The organism is Arsukibacterium sp. MJ3 (assembly GCF_000987765.1).
GTDB lineage: Bacteria > Pseudomonadota > Gammaproteobacteria > Enterobacterales > Alteromonadaceae > Alishewanella.
Window position 1 is genome coordinate 45,617 of the sequence record NZ_LAHP01000015.1, and the last position, 18,117, is coordinate 63,733.

At 46.3% G+C, this 18,117-nt stretch carries 20 protein-coding genes; 12 read left to right on the forward strand and 8 right to left on the reverse strand.

Annotated features, from left to right (window positions below):
- Window positions 1-2: 2 nt before the first annotated feature.
- From VT06_RS11900 to VT06_RS11920, 5 genes are read left to right on the forward strand one after another with little or no spacing between them, the layout of a single operon-like run.
- Entirely contained in the window at window positions 3-506 is a 504-nt protein-coding gene (locus tag VT06_RS11900) for a prepilin-type N-terminal cleavage/methylation domain-containing protein (protein WP_046554533.1), read from the forward strand.
- Complete coding sequence (locus tag VT06_RS11905) at window positions 506-1,462, forward strand: PilW family protein (RefSeq protein ID WP_046554534.1); 957 nt, start codon at window positions 506-508, stop codon at window positions 1,460-1,462. Before VT06_RS11900 ends, VT06_RS11905 begins: the two co-directional genes overlap by 1 nt.
- Before the next feature lie 48 nt (window positions 1,463-1,510).
- Window positions 1,511-1,894, forward strand: coding sequence for a hypothetical protein (locus VT06_RS11910; protein WP_052750244.1), 384 nt, complete (start codon window positions 1,511-1,513; stop codon window positions 1,892-1,894).
- Window positions 1,884-3,062, forward strand: a complete 1,179-nt coding sequence (locus VT06_RS11915; RefSeq protein ID WP_152659018.1) for a hypothetical protein — start codon at window positions 1,884-1,886, stop codon at window positions 3,060-3,062. The genes VT06_RS11910 and VT06_RS11915 overlap by 11 nt, the downstream gene beginning before the upstream one ends.
- The gene (locus tag VT06_RS11920) at window positions 3,062-3,463 is read left to right on the forward strand and encodes a type IV pilin protein (RefSeq protein ID WP_046554536.1); all 402 of its coding nucleotides are present in this window, start codon (window positions 3,062-3,064) and stop codon (window positions 3,461-3,463) included. Before VT06_RS11915 ends, VT06_RS11920 begins: the two co-directional genes overlap by 1 nt.
- A 6-nt stretch (window positions 3,464-3,469) precedes the next feature.
- Here VT06_RS11920 and VT06_RS11925 read toward each other — a convergent pair whose 3' ends face one another.
- Window positions 3,470-3,967: a GspH/FimT family pseudopilin gene (locus VT06_RS11925; protein WP_046554537.1), complete on the reverse strand. Its 498-nt coding sequence runs from the start codon at window positions 3,965-3,967 to the stop codon at window positions 3,470-3,472.
- Window positions 3,968-4,072: 105 nt separating this feature from the next.
- Window positions 4,073-4,903: an ammonia-dependent NAD(+) synthetase gene (gene nadE / locus VT06_RS11930; protein ID WP_046554538.1), complete on the reverse strand. Its 831-nt coding sequence runs from the start codon at window positions 4,901-4,903 to the stop codon at window positions 4,073-4,075.
- A 146-nt stretch (window positions 4,904-5,049) separates the two neighbouring features.
- On the opposite strand from nadE, the gene glnB reads away from it, so the two are divergent.
- The 3 genes from glnB to VT06_RS11945 are packed head-to-tail and all read left to right on the forward strand — an operon-like array spanning window position 5,050 to window position 7,504.
- The gene (gene glnB, locus VT06_RS11935) at window positions 5,050-5,388 is read left to right on the forward strand and encodes a nitrogen regulatory protein P-II (protein WP_046554539.1); all 339 of its coding nucleotides are present in this window, start codon (window positions 5,050-5,052) and stop codon (window positions 5,386-5,388) included.
- Between the two features lie 32 nt (window positions 5,389-5,420).
- A complete protein-coding gene (locus tag VT06_RS11940; RefSeq protein WP_052750245.1) occupies window positions 5,421-6,590 on the forward strand; it encodes a lipopolysaccharide assembly protein LapB in 1,170 nt (389 codons plus the stop codon).
- 11 nt (window positions 6,591-6,601) lie between these two features.
- On the forward strand, window positions 6,602-7,504 hold the full coding sequence (locus VT06_RS11945; protein WP_046554540.1) for a M28 family peptidase: 903 nt from the start codon (window positions 6,602-6,604) through the stop codon (window positions 7,502-7,504).
- A gap of 18 nt (window positions 7,505-7,522) precedes the next feature.
- Here the strand turns inward: VT06_RS11945 and VT06_RS11950 are convergent, their stop codons facing one another.
- From VT06_RS11950 to VT06_RS11960, 3 genes are read right to left on the reverse strand one after another with little or no spacing between them, the layout of a single operon-like run.
- A complete protein-coding gene (locus tag VT06_RS11950; RefSeq protein ID WP_046554541.1) occupies window positions 7,523-9,064 on the reverse strand; it encodes a deoxyribodipyrimidine photo-lyase in 1,542 nt (513 codons plus the stop codon).
- A 6-nt stretch (window positions 9,065-9,070) separates the two neighbouring features.
- Window positions 9,071-10,480, reverse strand: coding sequence for a DASH family cryptochrome (locus tag VT06_RS11955; protein WP_046554542.1), 1,410 nt, complete (start codon window positions 10,478-10,480; stop codon window positions 9,071-9,073).
- The gene (locus tag VT06_RS11960; protein ID WP_046554543.1) at window positions 10,477-12,009 is read right to left on the reverse strand and encodes a cryptochrome/photolyase family protein; all 1,533 of its coding nucleotides are present in this window, start codon (window positions 12,007-12,009) and stop codon (window positions 10,477-10,479) included. The genes VT06_RS11955 and VT06_RS11960 overlap by 4 nt, the downstream gene beginning before the upstream one ends.
- A 157-nt stretch (window positions 12,010-12,166) precedes the next feature.
- Here VT06_RS11960 and VT06_RS11965 point away from each other — a divergent pair, with 157 nt between their 5' ends.
- The gene (locus tag VT06_RS11965; RefSeq protein WP_046554544.1) at window positions 12,167-12,760 is read left to right on the forward strand and encodes a DUF2796 domain-containing protein; all 594 of its coding nucleotides are present in this window, start codon (window positions 12,167-12,169) and stop codon (window positions 12,758-12,760) included.
- 78 nt (window positions 12,761-12,838) lie between these two features.
- Here VT06_RS11965 and VT06_RS11970 read toward each other — a convergent pair whose 3' ends face one another.
- Entirely contained in the window at window positions 12,839-13,384 is a 546-nt protein-coding gene (locus VT06_RS11970) for a DUF3299 domain-containing protein (RefSeq protein WP_046554545.1), read from the reverse strand.
- Between the two features lie 75 nt (window positions 13,385-13,459).
- On the opposite strand from VT06_RS11970, the gene VT06_RS11975 reads away from it, so the two are divergent.
- Both VT06_RS11975 and VT06_RS11980 read left to right on the forward strand, forming a co-directional pair.
- A complete protein-coding gene (locus VT06_RS11975; RefSeq protein ID WP_046554587.1) occupies window positions 13,460-14,152 on the forward strand; it encodes an ABC transporter ATP-binding protein in 693 nt (230 codons plus the stop codon).
- A complete protein-coding gene (locus tag VT06_RS11980) occupies window positions 14,146-15,402 on the forward strand; it encodes an ABC transporter permease (protein WP_046554546.1) in 1,257 nt (418 codons plus the stop codon). The genes VT06_RS11975 and VT06_RS11980 overlap by 7 nt, the downstream gene beginning before the upstream one ends.
- Before the next feature lie 16 nt (window positions 15,403-15,418).
- Here VT06_RS11980 and VT06_RS11985 read toward each other — a convergent pair whose 3' ends face one another.
- Both VT06_RS11985 and VT06_RS11990 read right to left on the reverse strand, forming a co-directional pair.
- The gene (locus VT06_RS11985) at window positions 15,419-16,414 is read right to left on the reverse strand and encodes a metal-dependent hydrolase (RefSeq protein WP_046554547.1); all 996 of its coding nucleotides are present in this window, start codon (window positions 16,412-16,414) and stop codon (window positions 15,419-15,421) included.
- Window positions 16,415-16,457: 43 nt separating this feature from the next.
- Window positions 16,458-17,306, reverse strand: coding sequence for a PEP-CTERM/exosortase system-associated acyltransferase (locus tag VT06_RS11990; RefSeq protein WP_052750246.1), 849 nt, complete (start codon window positions 17,304-17,306; stop codon window positions 16,458-16,460).
- Window positions 17,307-17,628: 322 nt separating this feature from the next.
- Here VT06_RS11990 and arfB point away from each other — a divergent pair, with 322 nt between their 5' ends.
- Complete coding sequence (gene arfB / locus VT06_RS11995; protein ID WP_046554548.1) at window positions 17,629-18,048, forward strand: alternative ribosome rescue aminoacyl-tRNA hydrolase ArfB; 420 nt, start codon at window positions 17,629-17,631, stop codon at window positions 18,046-18,048.
- The last annotated feature ends 69 nt before the right edge of the window (window positions 18,049-18,117 follow it).

An 18,117-nucleotide genomic window follows, 5' to 3' on the forward strand; every position in this document is an offset into this window, starting at 1 on the left:
ACATGCAGTTACAACGCGGCTTTAGCCTGTTAGAAGTGTTAATTACCTTACTGATCTTAAAACTGGGGTTGCTTGGCGTACTGGCCGGGCAAACCCTGGCGCTGCAATATGTTATTGATGCTACGCAACGCACCACTGCGGTTGCGCTAACAGCAACCCTGCTACACGAACTTGGCGCGAGTATTACTAACCACCCCGATTTTAGCCTGGAGCTCACTGTTGATAGTGCGGCAGAATTGCCTGTTTGTAATGCTACCACGCGCTGTACTAATGCTGAGCTGCGGCATTATCAATTAGCCCGTTGGCAGCAATTATGGCAACACCACCCGGAAATGGGCAGAGCTGCACCGTTGTTTACGCCACAGTTTTGCTTACAATTTGCGGATAATAGCCTGCAGTTACAAGCCAGTTGGCAGCAGCGCGCTCATGCTGAAGCTAGCCACACCGCAAGTTGCGCTGCTGGGCCGGGGCGTTCGGCTATAAGCTTGACTGCACGGATACCCTGATGATAATTAATCGCGGCTTTTCATTAGTTGAGCTGTTAATTGCCATGTTACTTGGTGCGGTATTATTGGGTTTTACCGTACAAATTTTTGCCAGCTTAACTGCATCGAGCAGGCAAAGTCAGCAATTGGCGCAGCTGCAGCAAAATGGTCAGCTGGCCCTAAACTTATTGCATAACGAATTACAAAATACCGGCTTTTGGGGCGGTATTAGCCATAACGATATTAGTGAAGCATTGGTTGATATGCCGCCGCCACTGCCCGATTGCAAAGAGGGTGATATTGACAGCGGTAGCTTTCCGATAGCCGGTCAGGCTTTTACCAGTATTTATGCTATAACCGCCGCGCCGGGTCGCCAGCTTAATTGCCTGACATCGTTAGTAAGCAATAGCGAAGTGCTGCAATTAAAACGAGCAATTGGCTTAGCGGTTTTGCGCGCAGAGCTGCGGCCTAATCGTTTTTATATTGCACCGCACTGGCAACAAAGCCGCTTTATTAGCCATGACAGCGCAGATCTTGCCGACGATAGTGTGTTTTATCCTTATCAGCATTTATTGTTTTACATACAACATCAGCGTGTTGATGAGCAAATTGTACCGGTTTTAATGCGTAAAAGACTGGTGCGTAGTAGTAGTGGTGTGGCCCGTATTGCAACCGATTCAATAATAGATGGTGTAGAACGCCTGCATTTTGAATTTGGCATAGATGCCAATCTCGATGGCAGTTTAAATTATACGTTACCCACTGCTTTAATGACTAACCTGCATTGGCAGCAGCAACACGGCCGTATCGTCAGTATCCGTTTTTATGTTTTGTTACGCAGCATCTTGCCAGACCGTCGTTATGTAAATCAGCAGACTTATCAAATGGGTGCCAGTCGCTTTGTCGCGCCGGATGATCATTATCGACGTTTATTATTGGTGGGCAGTGTCTATTTTAACAATGCCACTTATGAGTAACAGGTATTCATATAACCTATTTACAACAACCTAAAACAGGGAGGTTTTATGCGACAGAGCGGTATGGCGCTGATAAGCGCTTTAATCTTTCTGCTGGTAATGCTGTTAATTGTCAGTGCCAATTTATTTATTAGTCAAATGAGCATTAAATCAGCTCAGGCGGCACAACAGCAGTTGCTGTTTGAGCAGCAAGCACTGGCTGCGCATCTTAGCTCAGTTAGTGCTGCTACCAGTGACAGTAGCGAAGTAGAATTAGCTGAAGTTAGCCGTTGCCCTGCCAGTTATGCAATTTGGTCAGACAGCATCATACAGTGCGACGTACTTACACTGGCTACCCGTTTGCTGTCTGACGATAGTCGGTTTGCCACCAGTTACAGTAGCATGTTGTTACGCCAGCGGCTGGTGCCCGGGGAGGTGCTAGATGTCGAGTAATAAGCTAATGCCTGGTGTCAGGCAAAATGGCAGGACACGGATGCCCGCCAGTCAGCTGGCAAAGTTTGGCCCCTTGCTGGCGATTATAGTGCTTACCCTGTTAGCGGCTGTTGTGCTGAGTTTTAGCGCGCTAGCCACAGTAGCTGCTTGTTGGCGGCAAGCGGCAGTGCCGCAATTGCTGGAATTAGAAGATAGCAGCAGTGCAGGCCCAAGGCAGCGCTTTTTACAGCATAACGACACAGCAGAAAGCGGCCAGTTGGCGCTTTATGCCTTAGACAGTACCCTGCCGTTTTCTTCACTAACAGCATGGCCATTATCAGAAGGTGTTGGGCCGGCCGCGCCTTTTTATGCCAGCCCACAGCCGTTCGACAGTAATTATGATGGGGTAGTGGATCATCTATTTAGTATCGACTTTACCGGCCGGGTTTGGTTAACCGGAATTACTGCAGCGGGGTTTGGTAGCACCTTGCTACTGGCCGACTTAGCCAGCCGTGAGTGGCGTTTTATTGGCAGTCTGGGTGTTTTTGAGGTGAGTTTGCCGTTATTACTGCGCCCATCAGGCTTGCAAGGGCGACATAAGCTGTTGTTATTAATTGCCCGTAATATTAGTAACGGTGAAGATGCCATAGTATCACTGCGTTTACCCGCGGATATTACTGCAGCCAGTTTGCTGCGTTTTGACACCTTAGTTGACCGCTCAGTGCTATCTGCAACCGAGCGGGAATATGGGCTAAGTAACGAGCAGTGGTTTAGTTTACTTAATGGTGCAGGCTGGTGGGCACGGTTATCAGGTCAACTTACCCAGCCGCCACAGGTAGTTGCTGGAGTGATCTACAGTGCTGTCGCCACGAGTGATTTCAGTGCGCTGGAGTGTGCCACTGAACATGCTGAACATAGTCTAGTGGCAATGCATTTGCACAGTGCTGGTTTGGTTTATAACCAACGGCGGTTTCTCCTGGCAAGCGGCGTAGGGAAGTTAACCTTGCAGCTGCAACCTGATGGTACGGCGGCGTTGATTTTAAACAGTGTTACTGAGCAGCACACCGCGTTAACAGAATTAGTTAGCCTATCGCCAGATTGTCTGGAGTGTACTGCACCATTACGGCTAGATCAGTTTCCACGGTGGTTAAAGTTAGCCACCTATCGCCAGGAAACCGGAGCTCACTAATGAAAAACCAAGGTTTTAGTTTAATTGAATTAATGGTAACCGTGGCGATAGTCGGCATTCTTAGTGCTATCGCTTACCCTTCATATCAGCACTATGTGCTGAAAACTCATCGGGCAGAAGCCAGCAGGCTGCTGTTAACTACAGCCAATTTACAGGAGCGGCAATTAGCTGATTATGGTCGATATACCGATGATCTGGCCTTACTCGGTCTGGCCGCTGATGGTATTAGCGCCAGTGGCCGTTATCAGTTGCAGGTAAATTTAGCTGATGCCAGTAGCTATGTGCTGGAAGCACGGGCTCAGGGCGCGCAAGCCGCTGATCTGGATTGTCTGGTATTTACCCTAGACCATACCGGACAGCGAAACCATAGCATACCTGAAGCACGTTATTGTTGGGATTAACAGAAATTAACTGGGGCAGGGTGCATCCTGAAAGGTTAAGCGGTTTCGTCCTGCCTGGTTTAGTACTAACGTATAATGCCAACGAAACGAAGCTTGCGGGCAATAGTAAAAGGTACCATTTTCTAACGCATTTAAACTGCCATCGCGGCGAAACTGTAGTTGGCTGCGGTTGTATTTTAACCGATGCTGGCTAAAAACAGGGGAGAGTTGTCGCAATACATATTCGGTGTCGTTATGTGGATTAAGCAAACTCATCACCAGTGGATAGCTATGCCAGCTGCTTTGGCATTCGGTGCCTGACAGCGGACATAACCGTACGGGCTGCTGGCTGCTTGCCGCCTGAATGCGGGCATACCCCAGGTGGCGGCTTAACTGCTGCATATAACTGCCGGCCCGTTGTTTGTTAATTAGTTCTGACAGCGCAGGTAGGGCAATTTGCAATAAAATAGCCATTATCGCTAATGCCAGCATCAGCTCGAGTAAGGTTAGGCCTCGTTGTTTCATCTTTGCTCCTTGCTAAAATTAGCAATAAAGGTAAGCAAAGTGTAGCAAATATATTTAATAATAGTTTTTATGTTTAACGCCAGCCATGCCTGGCGTTAAACATTACTAATCGTAAATAGTGGCAATAGGCTGTCGTTTATGTTGTGTTTTTAGGTAAATACTGATTAAGCGTGCAACTACCTTTGGCGCTACGGCTTTGCCTTCCAAAAAGTCATCAATTTGCTCGTAGCTTAAACCCAGTGCTGCTTCATCGGCTTTTTGCGGGCTTAAGCACTCTAAATCAGCGGTGGGGGTTTTAACCACGAGTTGCTCGGGTGCACCCAGCTTAGCGGCTACAGCTCTTACCTGGCGCTTACTTAAACCAAATAGCGGTGCTAAATCGCAGGCACCATCACCCCACTTGGTGTAAAAACCGGTAATGTTTTCTGCCGAATGGTCGGTGCCTAACACCAGGCCATTATTTAGTGCAGCAATATGATATTGCGCTATCATCCGGCTGCGGGCTTTAATATTGCCTTTGGCAAAATCGGCTTTAGCCTCAGTAATATCTGCCTTACCATCGCCAGCAAGCGCCTGCAGCGTAGCACCATGTAAGGCATCGGTTGCCGCTTTAATATTGACACTAATGGCGGTAGTGGGCGCAATAAAGCTAAGCGCTAACTGTGCTTCCTCTTCATCGCGCTGGCTACCATAGGGTAGTCTAACCGCAATAAACTGGTAGCCACCACCCTGTTCCTCATTTAATTCATTAACGGCTAGTTGAGCCAGTCGACCACAAGTGGTGGAATCAACGCCGCCACTGATCCCCAAAACCAGGCATGTCATGCCTGAGCTTCGTAATTGCTGTTTAATGAAATTAACCCGGCGGCTAATTTCAACATTGGTATCTATTTCTGGTAATACCCGCATCTGGGCAATAATGTGTGCTGCTTGCATGCTAGTTAGCCCTTAGTTAAAAAATGCAAATTATTTTAACGTATCTGAGCGAAATAGGATCAACTAATTGCCGCTAAATAGCTGAAGCGGGCGGCGGCTTGTATTATACTCATGCCATCTTCTGGCCCAACACTCTGGAAATCCTGATGAAAAAAATTGAAGCCATTATTAAGCCTTTTAAATTAGATGATGTGCGAGAGGCATTGGCCGAAATCAACATAACCGGTATGACAGTAACCGAAGTTAAAGGCTTTGGCCGGCAAAAAGGCCATACCGAGTTGTACCGAGGGGCAGAATACATGGTTGATTTTCTGCCTAAAGTTAAATTAGAAATTGTGGTGGGCGATGAGCTAGTGGAACGTTGTATCGACGCCATTATGAAAACAGCGCAAACCGGCCGCATTGGCGATGGTAAGATTTTTGTATTTGAAGTAGAACGGGTTATTCGAATTCGGACTGGCGAAGAAGATGAAGATGCGATATAACAATGTTAATGTTTAATTAACGTTAAGACGTTATGCCAAATTATAAATTGAAATTACTCACTACCGCCTTATTAAGCTTAACCCTGTTTATTGGCTGTAATACTGCACGCTTACCGGCTAATGTCTTAGCCCCGCTGCCCTATTCAGCTGCATTAGCCACTGCAGAGGCTAAAGTACCTACTCTTGAAGATATATTCACACTCTCTGTCGAGCAGCAGGCTGAATTTTTAGCTTACTTTACCGCTCCCGAGCGACAAACCATTGCTGCTCATGAGCGGTTATATCAGTTTTTAGAAAGAAAAATATCGGGGTTTGATTATCAGGGAAAAAATCATACGGCATCACAAGCTTATGCACTAAATAGTGGCAACTGCATGTCGTTAGCGGTATTGACGAAAGCGTTGGCAGACATAGCAGGGATTGAAGTAAAGTTTCAAAGTATTGTCTCTGCCCCAGTGTACAGCATAGAGAACGATCTAATGCTGACATCAGATCATGTACGTACTTTTTTATACGATCCCGCTGCGTTGTCACCAGAAGGGAAGCATTATCAGGCGCAATCGATAATTATTGTCGATTATATGCCTACTGCCGGTTATCGCATGACTGGTCCCCGAATTTCAAATGATACGTTTTTTGCCATGTTTTATCGTAATCTTGCTGCAGATGCGCTGTTAGCAGAGCAATATGAGCAAGCTCTGGCCTTAATGCGCACGGCGTTAGCACTAGCGCCGACTTATGGTGCAGCTATTAACCTGACCGCTGTAGTGCATCGGCGCTTAGATTACCCGGCTTTAGCGCAGCAGTTTTATCAGTATGGCTTGGATGTGTCTGAAAGTAAGGCCGCATTAATAAGCAATTTTGCAGTATTAAAGCAGAGTATCGGTGATAAAGTGGGCGCCGACGCATTATTTGAGTATTTAGCAACTTTGGATGAACATGATCCTTATCAATGGTATGTATTAGGTAAAACGGCATCGCAACAGCAAAATTATTCTGAGGCGTTAACGTATTTTAAAAAGGCCACTCAACAAGCCCCTTATATCCACCAGTTACAATTAGAACTAGCGTTAGCCTATTTCCAAAATAACCAGCTTAAGTTAGCGTATCAGACGATGATTAAAGCTACTGAGCTGGCTGCTGGAAACGGTATGCAACTTCGCTATTATGCCAAACTTGAAGCGATAAAATTGCAGCAATAAGCTAACCAACTATGCCAGCCATTATTTTGTTGTGTTTAATGTTATGCGCTGGTAGCGCTCAAGCTCAATGGCTAGTAGATATACAAACGCTTAGCTCTGCTGCTATGCAAGGCCGTCAAACCGGTACGGCAGGCGCTGAGCTGGCTCGGCAGTTTATTCAGGAACGTTACGTAAATCTATCCCTGGCAGGGTTTACCCCAAACTACCAACACAGATTTAACTATGGTTTTGGGCAAAATAAAGTTGCTATTAATATGGTGGGTTATAGGCAAGGTTGCACTTATCCCGAACACTTCATTGTAGTTACTGCACACTACGATCATCTGGGCACACAAGGGCGCAAAGTATTTTATGGTGCAGACGATAATGCCTCTGGCGTAGCCACCATGCTAGAGCTAGCCGCCAGGCTTAGTGTAGTTTGCCCAGCGTATTCCTATTTGTTTGTTGCTACTGACGCTGAAGAAGACGGCTTATATGGCAGTAAGGCGTTTGTTGCTGCACCGCCAGTACCGTTAAATCGCATAGTATTAAATTTGAATCTGGATATGCTTAGCCACCCTGATCAGCGCGGCAAACTTTATCTTACCGGTGCCAGACATTTTCCTGAGCTAATAGCTGAGTTGGAGGCTGACTTTAGCAATATTCGGTTTTTGCATCATCGTGGCCCGCCGGGCAAGCTGCGCGATATACGGCGCCTCGATTGGCCAAATGCCAGTGATCATGGTCCCTTTCATCAGGCGGGTATAGCTTATTTGTTTTTCGGTGGTCAGGAACACGCTTACTATCATACAACGGCAGATACCTGGCAGCGCATTAAGCCAGAGTTTCCTCAAAAGGCAATGCAGGCAATTTGGCAAACGGTGCAGTGGTTGGAACATCAACCGCCAACGGTGTTACAACGTATTGTTGAATAAACGCCTATTGATGCTTAACTACCAGTCAAAACTTAACTGATCTTTCGATGGCAACTTTTTGCGTGTTACTGGCCGCTTGCGGCTGGCATGGCGGCCAATAACCGCTTTTTTCTGCTGTTGCCATGCTCCTCGCTGCTGACTATGCAGCCAATGGCTAAGTTTTGCTCTGGCCTGTTGCTGCGCTTGCTGTAAATCTACTATCGGCGCCGGATAATTACTGCCTATGATACAACCATATTGCTGTTGCAACGTTAGCGGCATTAACCACGGGCTATGCAGCCAACCATTAGGTACTTGCCTCAGTTCAGGCAACCACTGGCGAATAAACTGGCCATCAGGATCCTTTAACTGACTTTGTTTTAACGGGTTATACATGCGGTTGGGGTTAATACCCGTGGTGCCGGCTTGCATTTGAATTTGCGGGTAATGAATGCCCGGTTCATAGTCAACAAAACATTGGGCTAAATGCAGTGCTACCGGCCGCCAGTGTAACCACAAATGGTAACTGGCAAAAGCGACTAACATAGCGCGGCCACGAAAGTGCAGCCAGCCAGTAGCCAGCAAACAACGCATTGCCGCGTCAATAAGCGGATAGCCGGTATGACCGCTTTGCCAAGCGGCAAATAGCGCGGGGTTAAAATCGGCTTCGCGCATGCCATCAAAGCCACGATGCATATTGCAAAACTCAATGGCCGGTTCGTCTTCCAGTTTTTGGATAAAATGACAATGCCAGCGTAAGCGGCTAAAAAACGCCTGTAAACCTTGTTTATGTATAGTATTAGTTTGTTGTTTTGTTGCTAGCAGGCTGTGCTGTTGCAACTGGCGCAAACTAAGCTGGCCATAACTAATGTGCGGGCTTAACCTGGAGCAGCTGTTAGTTGCTTTGGCTGGTAGTGAAATATGCTGCCGGTAATAGCGGCTGCGCTGCATAATAAAACCGCTGAAAGTCGCTGCTGCCTCAATAGGCTGCTGCAGTCGGGAAATTGGCGGTAAGTCCCGCTTACGCTGCGGTACTATCGACGTCAAATTGACGGTGGCCAAGTTGATTGACGTGACATTGGTTGGTGCCGCAATGAGCCAGGGCAACGATGTTGGTGTCGGGCAAAGTGGTGACTTTAACCAGCTATCGGCTAACTCAAACCAGTTATCCCGATTGGCTAACTGTCGAAACACGGCAAATTGGCGATACTGCTGCCAGGGAATTTGTAGGTTTTGCAGTAGTTTAGCTACCGCAAGGTCACGCTGGTACGTCCATAAATTACCCGTTTCTTCATGGCTATATACCGCCGTAATCGAAAACTGCTGACAAAGTTGGCGCAGCACCGAGGTAGCTGCTCCTTTTATCACTATCAACGGTTGACCCAGTTTATTAAGCTGCTGCTCAAGTTGCTGCAGGGCTGGCGCAATATACTGCCAATGGCGCAACGAGGCATCGGGTTGCTGCCAATAATCGGGTTCAATAATATAAATGGGCAGCACGGCACCTTGTTGTGCGGCATGCCATAATGGCTGATGATCGTCTACGCGCAGGTCACGCTTAAACCATACCAGGCTGGTCATTAATGCTTATTGTCCCGGGCCGGTTAGTTTTGCCAGCCAGTTATGCCAATGTCCGGGTACAGTAACGTGTGCTGCCGGTCGATGAATTAAACTGCCACTGGCGCTTAATTCTGGCAGCATAGCACGCACAAAATCACCATTACTATCATAAGAAATGGCTTGTTTTATAACATTAAACTGGCGCTCACCGCTGTTGCCACTGCCGGCAATATAGGACCAGTTCCCCCAGTTACTGGCCACATCATAATCCAGTAGCCGCTGCTCAAAATAAGCCGCGCCCAGCCGCCAGTCTATGCCAAGATCGTGAATAAGATAACTTGCCACATTCTGGCGGCCGCGGTTACTCATTAAACCGCTGGCATTTAGCAACCGCATATTGGCATCAATAAAAGGCACGCCACTCTGCCCGGCACACCAATTGTTAAACTTAAGTTGCTGCTTGTTATTCAGGCTGGGTTTACTGAAATCCAGCGGACCTTTAATAGCATTTTTACTAAACCAGGATTTACCGTATTTACGAAATTGCCAGCGGAAGAACTCGCGCCACAGCAACTCGAATTTCAACCAGTAGGTAGATTCATTAGTAAGCTGTTGTTGTTCAAACTGCACAATTTGTTGCCAACAAAAACGTACTGAAAGACTGCCGGTAGCCAGCGCGGCTGAAAACTTACTGGCGTAGTAGTCACCTAGCAAGCCGTTACGACTGGTTTTGTAATGACTAATGGCCGCATGCTGCCAGATATAATCGTTAAGTCGCTGTAGCGCCTGCTGCTCTGAGCTACCTGCTGACAAAGACGTTTGGCGAAAAGGCGCCAGCTGCATAAAACTTTCGCTAAAGGGTGCTGTTTCAACCGGCGTAAGCCACTGCTGACCAGGCTGAGGCTGGAATGGCGGCAGTGCAGCAGTAACAAGCAGTAGTGGTTCACGTTGTTTACGAAATGCACTAAAACTGTCTGGCAAACGGGGTAATTCTGGCGCCAATTCAGCACTGCCCAGCAGGCTGTTGATATCAAGAGTTGTTACTGCAAAGCGTTCGCTTAGCAAAGCAATTGTTTGCTGTTCGCGATAACCATGCGGTGTGGCAGCTAAAATGTCAGTTACCTGCAGCGACCTAGCCAGGGTACTTATTTCAGTGGCAGGCTCGCCAAACAAGGTTATAAGGCCTATATCGAATTGTTCAAGCGCCTGGGCAGTGTGGTCAATTAACTGTAATTGTTGCTGCAACCGCTGTAAATTAGCGCGCTGCAGGCCATATTGGCGACTAAAGTACGCGGCTTTGTCCAGACACACCACCGCAACTAACTGCTGAGGATTTTGCCCTGTCGCATCACCATTATTATTATCAGCAGTGCCACTGAACAGTAGTGGGTTATCATGTAAACGAAGTGCCTGATCTAGCAACACTAAACGGGTCATAGTTGCTCCAGCTTAATCAGATACTCAGCGGCTTTATCACGCAGTGCCTGTTGTTGTTGCTTGTCTTTGTTGAACCAGTTTTTGTAAGATAGCTGCATTCTGGCATTACCACCTAGTTTATCTTCGTTGCGAGCCAAAAAATCCCAATACAACACATTAAAAGGACAGGCTTTATCGCCAGTACTTTCTTTAACCTTATAATGGCAATGTTGGCAATAGTTGCTCATGCGATTTATATAAGCACCACTAGCGGCGTAAGGTTTAGACGCTAGCACGCCATCGTCAGCAAATAAGGCCATGCCCAAAGTGTTAGGTAATTCTACCCATTCGTAGGCATCGGCATAAACGGCCAGATACCAGTCGGTAACTGCACTAACATCTAAGCCGCTGAGTAAAGCAAAATTACCGGTTATCATTAGTCGTTGAATATGGTGTGAGTAAGCGTGGGTCATGGTATGGCTTATAGCTTGTTGCATGCAGCGCATGTTGGTGTCGCCATGCCAGTAATAGCCGGGTAAGGGCCGGGTGGCATTTAAAAAATTACGCTCTTTATATTCGGGCATCAGTAACCAGTACAAGCCACGCACATATTCACGCCAGCCAATCAATTGTCTGATAAACCCTTCGGCCGCATTAATAGCCACCTTGTCTTGCTGGTAGGCAGCTTCCACTTTCTGGCACATCCAGCGCACGTCGAGTAGCCCACAATTAAGGTAAATAGAACAAATGCTATGAAATAAGAATGGCTCATTCATTACCATGGCATCCTGGTAGTCACCAAACTTGACCAGTTGCTCGGCCACAAAATGATTAAATGCCTCTCTTGCCTGCTTGCCTGTTACCGCATAACAAAAATTGTCTGTTGCGCCAGGGTGCTCAGCAAAATGTTCACTGACCAGGGCCATAACCTCAAGGGTAATTGCATCCGGCGTAAAGTGCAGTGGCGCTATAGCTTTCAAGTTTGCCGGTGCGCTTTTGCGGTTGGCCTTGTCAAAATTCCATTGGCCACCAACGGGTTGCTGTTTACTGTCAAGTAATAAACCGGTGTAGCGGCGCATTTCGCGGTAAAAATATTCCATGCGCAGTTGTTTTCGACCATCAGCCCACTGAGCAAACATGGCCTTGCTACATAAAAACCTGTCGTCATCAAGAATATGCACTGGCAGTTCAAATGTTTGCTGCCAGCAAGTTATTTCTTGTTGTAGGCGATATTCGCCACATTCGGTTAGCATAATAGCGTTTAGGTGCGGCTGTTGCTTAAGGGTATGTTCAACTGCTGCGGTGATAGAGGCCATTGCGGGTTGCTGGTCGTAATGGTAATAACAAACCGTATAGCCTTGTTGGCGCAATACCTCTGCAAAGTGGCGCATAGCACTAAACAATAAAATAATTTTATGTTTATGGTGTTTAACGTAGCTGGCTTCTTGCTTAACTTCGGCGATTAAAATGACATCATCAGTTTTTGCTTCACGCAACGCGGAAAGGGCTGGGCTGAGCTGATCCCCTAAAATAACGATAAGCTTGGCCATAAAACCTTTCTCCTCATACTGGTATTGTGCTGTACGCGAAGTTTTTCGCCTCAGATCAATGTTTTCAGTCTTTGCCAGGGTATTGCCGTTGTCAGATATTGCGCAGTTTTAACAAGCAGGTATGATAAGGAAAATTATTATTATCAGGATTTAAACTATGTCACTATTTCGCCTAACTACTTTAGCTTATTACTGCGCTAATGCCCTGGTCGTAGGGGGGGTGTTACTCGCGTCGCCAACCTTGATAGCTCACCAAAAAGACCAGCCTCATCAGCATGAGCATCAGCATGAGCATGACGATGACTTTACCAGCCCTGGTACGCATGTGCATGGCTTGGCAACTTTAACCATAGTGCTGGAGGGCAACGAGGCGATGGTGGCGCTGCAGTCGGCTGCTTACAACATTGTGGGTTTTGAACATGCGCCTAATAATAACGAACAACACCAGGAAATAGCCGCTGCGCTAGACATATTGCGCGAGGGCAATTGGTTTACCATTAACCCGGAGGCGGGCTGTGAGTTAAGTGAAGCGGATGCTAATACCGACTTAACGGCTAAAGTTAGCAGCAAACATGCTGACTTTTACGCAAATATTAGTTTAATTTGTCAGCAGCCAGCACGTTTTAATGAACTGACAGTCGGGTTGTTTAATTTGGTGCCGAGCTTAGAAAAAATCACAGTGCAATGGGTTATTAATGGCCAGCAGGGCGCAACTGAACTGAGTTTGGCGGGTAATGCTGTTATCTTTTAAACTCATTATTTCTTATAAAAAAGCCCCAGCGGCCTGTGGCATAGCGGGGGCTTTTTTTATAATAACTACCGGTAATAATTAGTAGGTGTATTCTTCAATAACATCCGCTTTTAAACTATAGGCGGCATTAGCAAGATCATGACTCATCGACTGAGTAGTAATGGTGCCAATTATCCAAAAGGGTGAGTAAATCATGTCGGCTTTCAGATTTTTAGCGCCGCTGACAAAAATAATCTGGTTCGGTGGTGGTGGTGGTACATGAATACAGGCCCCAAAGTAGGGTACCAGGAAAAAACTGGTTACATTTTGCTCATCGTCAAATTCCAGCGGCACAATAAAGCCTGGAATACGTACTTTGGTGTTATTAAATTCTTCTTTCACTTTGGCTGATTGTAAAATTTGTTCCCACTGTCCAGCTGCAGGATCGTCACCGTTGTAGTTATCATCAAACGGCGAAGACTGACTATAATCATGCTGCACTTCTGGCATCGCCATCAGCAACGCTAAATCCTCTTCCGGCATTAAATCAGTCCATTCGATAGTTTTTACTTCGTTGGCACTAAGTAACAAGCTAAAACTTGCGACCAACAGCATAGATAACGTAACAGATAACTTATTAAGCATTGGAGCTTACCTTCTTTATTTTGCATAATAGACACCAACTGATTTTGTGATCATAACATGACCGGGAATAAACCTGTGACTGACAAGCCGAAAATTCCTGCTATTGAACTCAAAAACGTGCTGTTTTATTACCAGCCGACGGCTTGGCAACTTAGTCTGCCACAGCTGATATTACAGCCCGGGCAGCATTTGTTTATCAAAGGCGCATCGGGCAGCGGAAAAACCACCTTACTTAACTTACTGGCGGGTATTATTGCCCCCAAGCAAGGCGACATTATACTTGGTGGTGCGCCATTTAGTCGTTTATCCGCAGCTAAACGCGACACGTTACGAGCAAAAAATATTGGCGTGGTCTTTCAGCAGCTCAATCTGATTTCATATTTATCGGTATTGGATAATGTGCTGCTAAGTGCCCATTTCGCCGGTATCAAGCCAGCAAAAAGCCGGCAACGTGCCAAGGTTTTATTGCAAAGCTTGGGATTAACAGCAGACATGCTTACTCAAAAAGCCGCATTACTTAGTGTAGGACAGCAGCAACGGGTTGCTATTGCCCGTGCGTTGCTAACGCAACCGGCCTTGTTAATAGCAGACGAGCCAACCTCTGCGCTGGATGCAGATAATCGGGATAGCTTTATGCGAATATTACTGGAGCAAGCTAATGCTTGTCAGACTACCGTGATTTTTGTCAGTCATGATGCCAATTTACGTCACTATTTTAACTTACAACTGGATATGCAAAATCTGGCAGCAGGAGCACAGCCATGTTGATGAAACTTGCTCGGCAAAGTTTGTTAAATCGCCGTGGCACGGCGTTGATGACTATATTTTCATTGGCAATCAGTTTGGTATTGTTATTTGGGATAGACCACTTGCGCAAAGAGGCCCGGCAAAGCTTTACCAGTACTATTGCTGGCACAGACTTAATTGTCGGCGCCCGTTCTGGTCAGCTTAATTTATTACTGTACTCGGTATTTCGCATAGGGAATGCTACCGCCAATGTTAGTTGGGATACTTATCAGCGTATTAGCAAACATCCGCAAATTAGCTGGACTATTCCGTTATCGCTGGGCGATTCACACCGGGGGTACCGGGTACTGGGTACCAATCAGGATTACTTTGAGCATTATCGTTATGCCAATAAGCAAACGTTACAGTTTGCTCAAGGCCAGCCTTTTAGCCACGTTTATGACACCGTGCTTGGCGCAGAGGTTGCCAGTAAACTAGGCTACCAGTTAGGTGACAATATTACATTGGCCCACGGTATAGGTGTAGTGAGCTTTAGTGAACATAAAGATAAACCTTTTACGGTTACCGGTATTTTAGCGCCGACGGGTACTCCGCTTGATCAAACTGTTCACGTTAGCTTAGAGGGAATTGAAGCTATTCATCTGGATTGGCAGCAAGGTGCACCCATGCCCGGGCGAAAAGTAAGTGCAGAACAAGCGTTAACGCAAGATTTAACCCCTAAAGCCATTACCGCTTTTATGGTTGGGCTGCAATCCCGGATGGCAACTTTTGTAGTGCAACGGCAAATCAACGAGTTTCGTGGCGAGGCGTTATCGGCAATTTTACCGGGTGTGGCATTAGCTGAACTGTGGCAAATGCTTAGTATGGTAGAGAATTTATTGTTATTAATAACCTTGTTGGTATTGGTAGCCGGCTTAGTGGGTATGATGACAACATTACTGGCATCGATGAAAGAGCGGCAACGTGAAATGGCCATTTTACGTGCGGTAGGGGCGCATCCCTGGTATTTGTTTGTGCTTATCCAGTTAGAAGTATTGCTCTTAACGCTAACCGCTATGTTGCTGGCAGCCATTACCTTAGTGATCGCGTTATGGGGGTTGCAAGATACCCTGGCCAGCCAATATGGTTTGTTTATTAAAATTAATCCGTTTAGTTTGCAAACTCTTTACTGGGCCGGCGCTATTGTATTAGCCAGTGCGGTAATGGCTTGTATTCCGGCGTTTACTGCCTATCGGCGGGCACTAAATGATGGTTTAGCTATTCGGTTGTAAGCAAGGTTAATGGCCGCTAGCCGGTCATGATCAGTTGTTGCTGCATCCAGCGTAAGGTAGTGCCCATGTCATAAGCGCGTGGCAACGCTTTTGCAGGCATACTAGCATCGGCGGTTACCTGAAAAGTAAAGGCATAATTTTCGCGCAGTCCCATTCGCAAATCACTAAGGATTAAGTTGTCTCCTTGTTGCTCTAAACCATAGAAACCATGACTAAACGCGGCAATGCGCGCTATATCAGGGTGTGACGCATGGCGCTGCCGCAACTCGATGTTTTGTGGATAAAACTGATACTGAATATCCCGTGTACCATTAAGTAAACTGTAAAAACCTTCATAGTATCCGTGCTCCGTCATAATCAAAATACGCCACAGTAGCGTGTTGAAAGGGGTCGGCGTTACCAGCACACGCTGTGTTATGGGTAAGTTCTGAGAACTCTGCACTGTCGGCGCTGGCAGCAACGCCTTGGCGCGTTGCAGTACCATTTGCTGGGCACTAAAACTCCACAGTAAATACAGTGATGACACGGTAAGGCCCCATGCCGACGCTTTAATGCTCCGTTTGGGTTTGCTCATAGCGAAAATCAGGCCAGCCAATAGCGGTAAGGTGTATAACGGGTCAATAATAAAAATACTGCCAATCCCAAATGGGGTGTCAGTAAATGGCAAGCCAAGCCTTGTGCCATAAATGGTCATAACATCCAATAACGGGTGAGTGATTAGTACCAGGCTAATAGCCAGTAACCAACGCGGATAAAGTTGTTGTTGCCGCTGAAGAATACAGACTAACCAGGCAAGTAGCGGGCTGAACAAGGCTAAGTAAAAAGGGGCGTGGGTATGAGCACGATGGCTAACCATGTTAGCTATTGCATCACCAGCGTCGAACAAGACATCGAGATCAGGTAAGGTGCCAGCAACGGCTCCCCACAGCATTGCTTGTTTCAGCGGTACGCTACGACCCATAAACAATGTGCTTACTGCTGCACCTAAACAAATCTGACTTAATGAATCCATAACAGCTATCTGTTAATAAAAGATCAATAGTATACGCTGTGTATCAGGCGCTGGCCCACTGTACATCGGCATCGTCATTTAACTGTTTGGTTATAATCGCTTGTTCGGGCACAGTTAACAACTGGAGACTTAAGGTTTGCATAAGTTGCCGGTATTCAGGTTGTAAATTGGCAATAACTTGCCGGCCATCTAAATAATAAGGGGCTCGCTTACCATTAAACTCGATTATTTCACCAATAAGGGTAAAGTTAATACCAATTCGTTGCAGTATTCTGGCAAGGCTCGGCTCAATGCTGACAAAACCATGGTAATAACCTTTTTCTAAGCATAGTGCAGTTGCCATCAAATAAAGGCCTATAGCAATAAAACGGTTAAAAGGTTGACTGATACTATTTAAAGCGGGCAAATCTTTAGCTGTGGCGTCTTTCAGGCGGCGCCTAAACTTGGCAGCCACCGCTAATCGTGATATTTCACAGACATGTTGCCGTGGAAAACATTGCGGCATTAAATGGGGGGCAGTAAAGCGACCAGCAAAGTACTGTTCAATGGGCAACGGTGCCGGTTCTTGCTCTTGTTCGCAATGAATTAGCCTGACAGTGCCGGCTATTTCTCCGCTATGAGCTTCCGCCAGACTGCAATGTAATGCCCGTGTGTCAAAAGCATCCTGCTCCAAGCCGGAAGGTTGGCAAGGTTCAAAGCGAAGTTCTTCACAATACACTTTGTGGCGTAATTGAAAAACTTTATGCTTTTCCTGATGGCAAATGGCTTGAGAGGCTTTAAAAAAAGTACTGAACTCAGATAAGTCATGTTGTTGAACCGGACGCTCTGGTGATATTTTTGGTACAAAAATTTCTTGCTCCGGCTTTTTAGACGTCGGATTAAACCCTGTCATCGTTATGCCCTAAAAGTGATAGTGTTTTTAAGCCTATCAACTAAAGTTACGGTTTATGTTTATTTATGCTTTGCCTGATAAGACATAACAGTCCGTGCTAAAGTATCAGGGCACTTCATTGTGCTCAGGTGTAATAACTATGCAGATGATAAAGCGATGCGTCAAATCTGAAATACGCCAATTTGTTTCAATTACAGCTAATTTCGTAATAGTTATTTGATTTTACAGATGTTAATTTTGAATTTTTTTTTATTCATTCTAGGGTAATAAACTAAGTTTTAGCGTATCAAACATTACTTTAAGCAATAAATGGTAGGAAAACGTGGCAATTACAATATCAAGCAGTGTCAGCATCGCGGACAGCGAATTGGAGTGGCAATTTATCCGTGCCTCAGGCGCTGGCGGTCAGCATGTTAATAAGGTGGCGACTGCAGTGCAAATTATATTTGATATTGTGGCGTCTACACTGCCTGAATTTTATAAGCATCGGCTGCTAAACCGGAGTGATCACCGTATCAGCAAAAGCGGCAAAGTAATTATTAAGTGCCAGCAAAGCCGCAGCCAGGAGATGAACCGCGAGATGGCGCTGGCGCAATTTATTGAGTTGGTGCAGTCGGTTGCCAAGGTTCAGAAAAAACGGGTAGCAACTAAGCCCACCTTCGGCAGTATGCAACGCCGTTTAGAAGGAAAAAAACAGCGCAGTAAAACCAAAGCGTTGCGCCAAGGCAAGCCAGAGCAGTAAATTGCGTCTCATTTTTTAAAGCAGAAAAGACAAAGGCTACCTCGCAGTGGCCTATGGCTTTGTGTGGTG

Coding starts and splice junctions, on each gene's coding strand:
- VT06_RS11925 (WP_046554537.1), bottom strand. CDS start 3,967: ATGAAACAACGAGGCCTAACCTTACTCGAGCTGATGCTGGCATTAGCG.
- VT06_RS11905 (WP_046554534.1), top strand. CDS start 506: ATGATAATTAATCGCGGCTTTTCATTAGTTGAGCTGTTAATTGCCATG.
- VT06_RS11985 (WP_046554547.1), bottom strand. CDS start 16,414: ATGGATTCATTAAGTCAGATTTGTTTAGGTGCAGCAGTAAGCACATTG.
- VT06_RS11980 (WP_046554546.1), top strand. CDS start 14,146: ATGTTGATGAAACTTGCTCGGCAAAGTTTGTTAAATCGCCGTGGCACG.
- VT06_RS11945 (WP_046554540.1), top strand. CDS start 6,602: ATGCCAGCCATTATTTTGTTGTGTTTAATGTTATGCGCTGGTAGCGCT.
- nadE (WP_046554538.1), bottom strand. CDS start 4,903: ATGCAAGCAGCACACATTATTGCCCAGATGCGGGTATTACCAGAAATA.
- VT06_RS11920 (WP_046554536.1), top strand. CDS start 3,062: ATGAAAAACCAAGGTTTTAGTTTAATTGAATTAATGGTAACCGTGGCG.
- VT06_RS11970 (WP_046554545.1), bottom strand. CDS start 13,384: ATGCTTAATAAGTTATCTGTTACGTTATCTATGCTGTTGGTCGCAAGT.
- VT06_RS11900 (WP_046554533.1), top strand. CDS start 3: ATGCAGTTACAACGCGGCTTTAGCCTGTTAGAAGTGTTAATTACCTTA.
- VT06_RS11910 (WP_052750244.1), top strand. CDS start 1,511: ATGCGACAGAGCGGTATGGCGCTGATAAGCGCTTTAATCTTTCTGCTG.
- glnB (WP_046554539.1), top strand. CDS start 5,050: ATGAAAAAAATTGAAGCCATTATTAAGCCTTTTAAATTAGATGATGTG.
- VT06_RS11940 (WP_052750245.1), top strand. CDS start 5,421: ATGCCAAATTATAAATTGAAATTACTCACTACCGCCTTATTAAGCTTA.
- VT06_RS11960 (WP_046554543.1), bottom strand. CDS start 12,009: ATGGCCAAGCTTATCGTTATTTTAGGGGATCAGCTCAGCCCAGCCCTT.
- VT06_RS11955 (WP_046554542.1), bottom strand. CDS start 10,480: ATGACCCGTTTAGTGTTGCTAGATCAGGCACTTCGTTTACATGATAAC.
- VT06_RS11965 (WP_046554544.1), top strand. CDS start 12,167: ATGTCACTATTTCGCCTAACTACTTTAGCTTATTACTGCGCTAATGCC.
- VT06_RS11915 (WP_152659018.1), top strand. CDS start 1,884: ATGTCGAGTAATAAGCTAATGCCTGGTGTCAGGCAAAATGGCAGGACA.
- VT06_RS11990 (WP_052750246.1), bottom strand. CDS start 17,306: ATGACAGGGTTTAATCCGACGTCTAAAAAGCCGGAGCAAGAAATTTTT.
- VT06_RS11950 (WP_046554541.1), bottom strand. CDS start 9,064: ATGACCAGCCTGGTATGGTTTAAGCGTGACCTGCGCGTAGACGATCAT.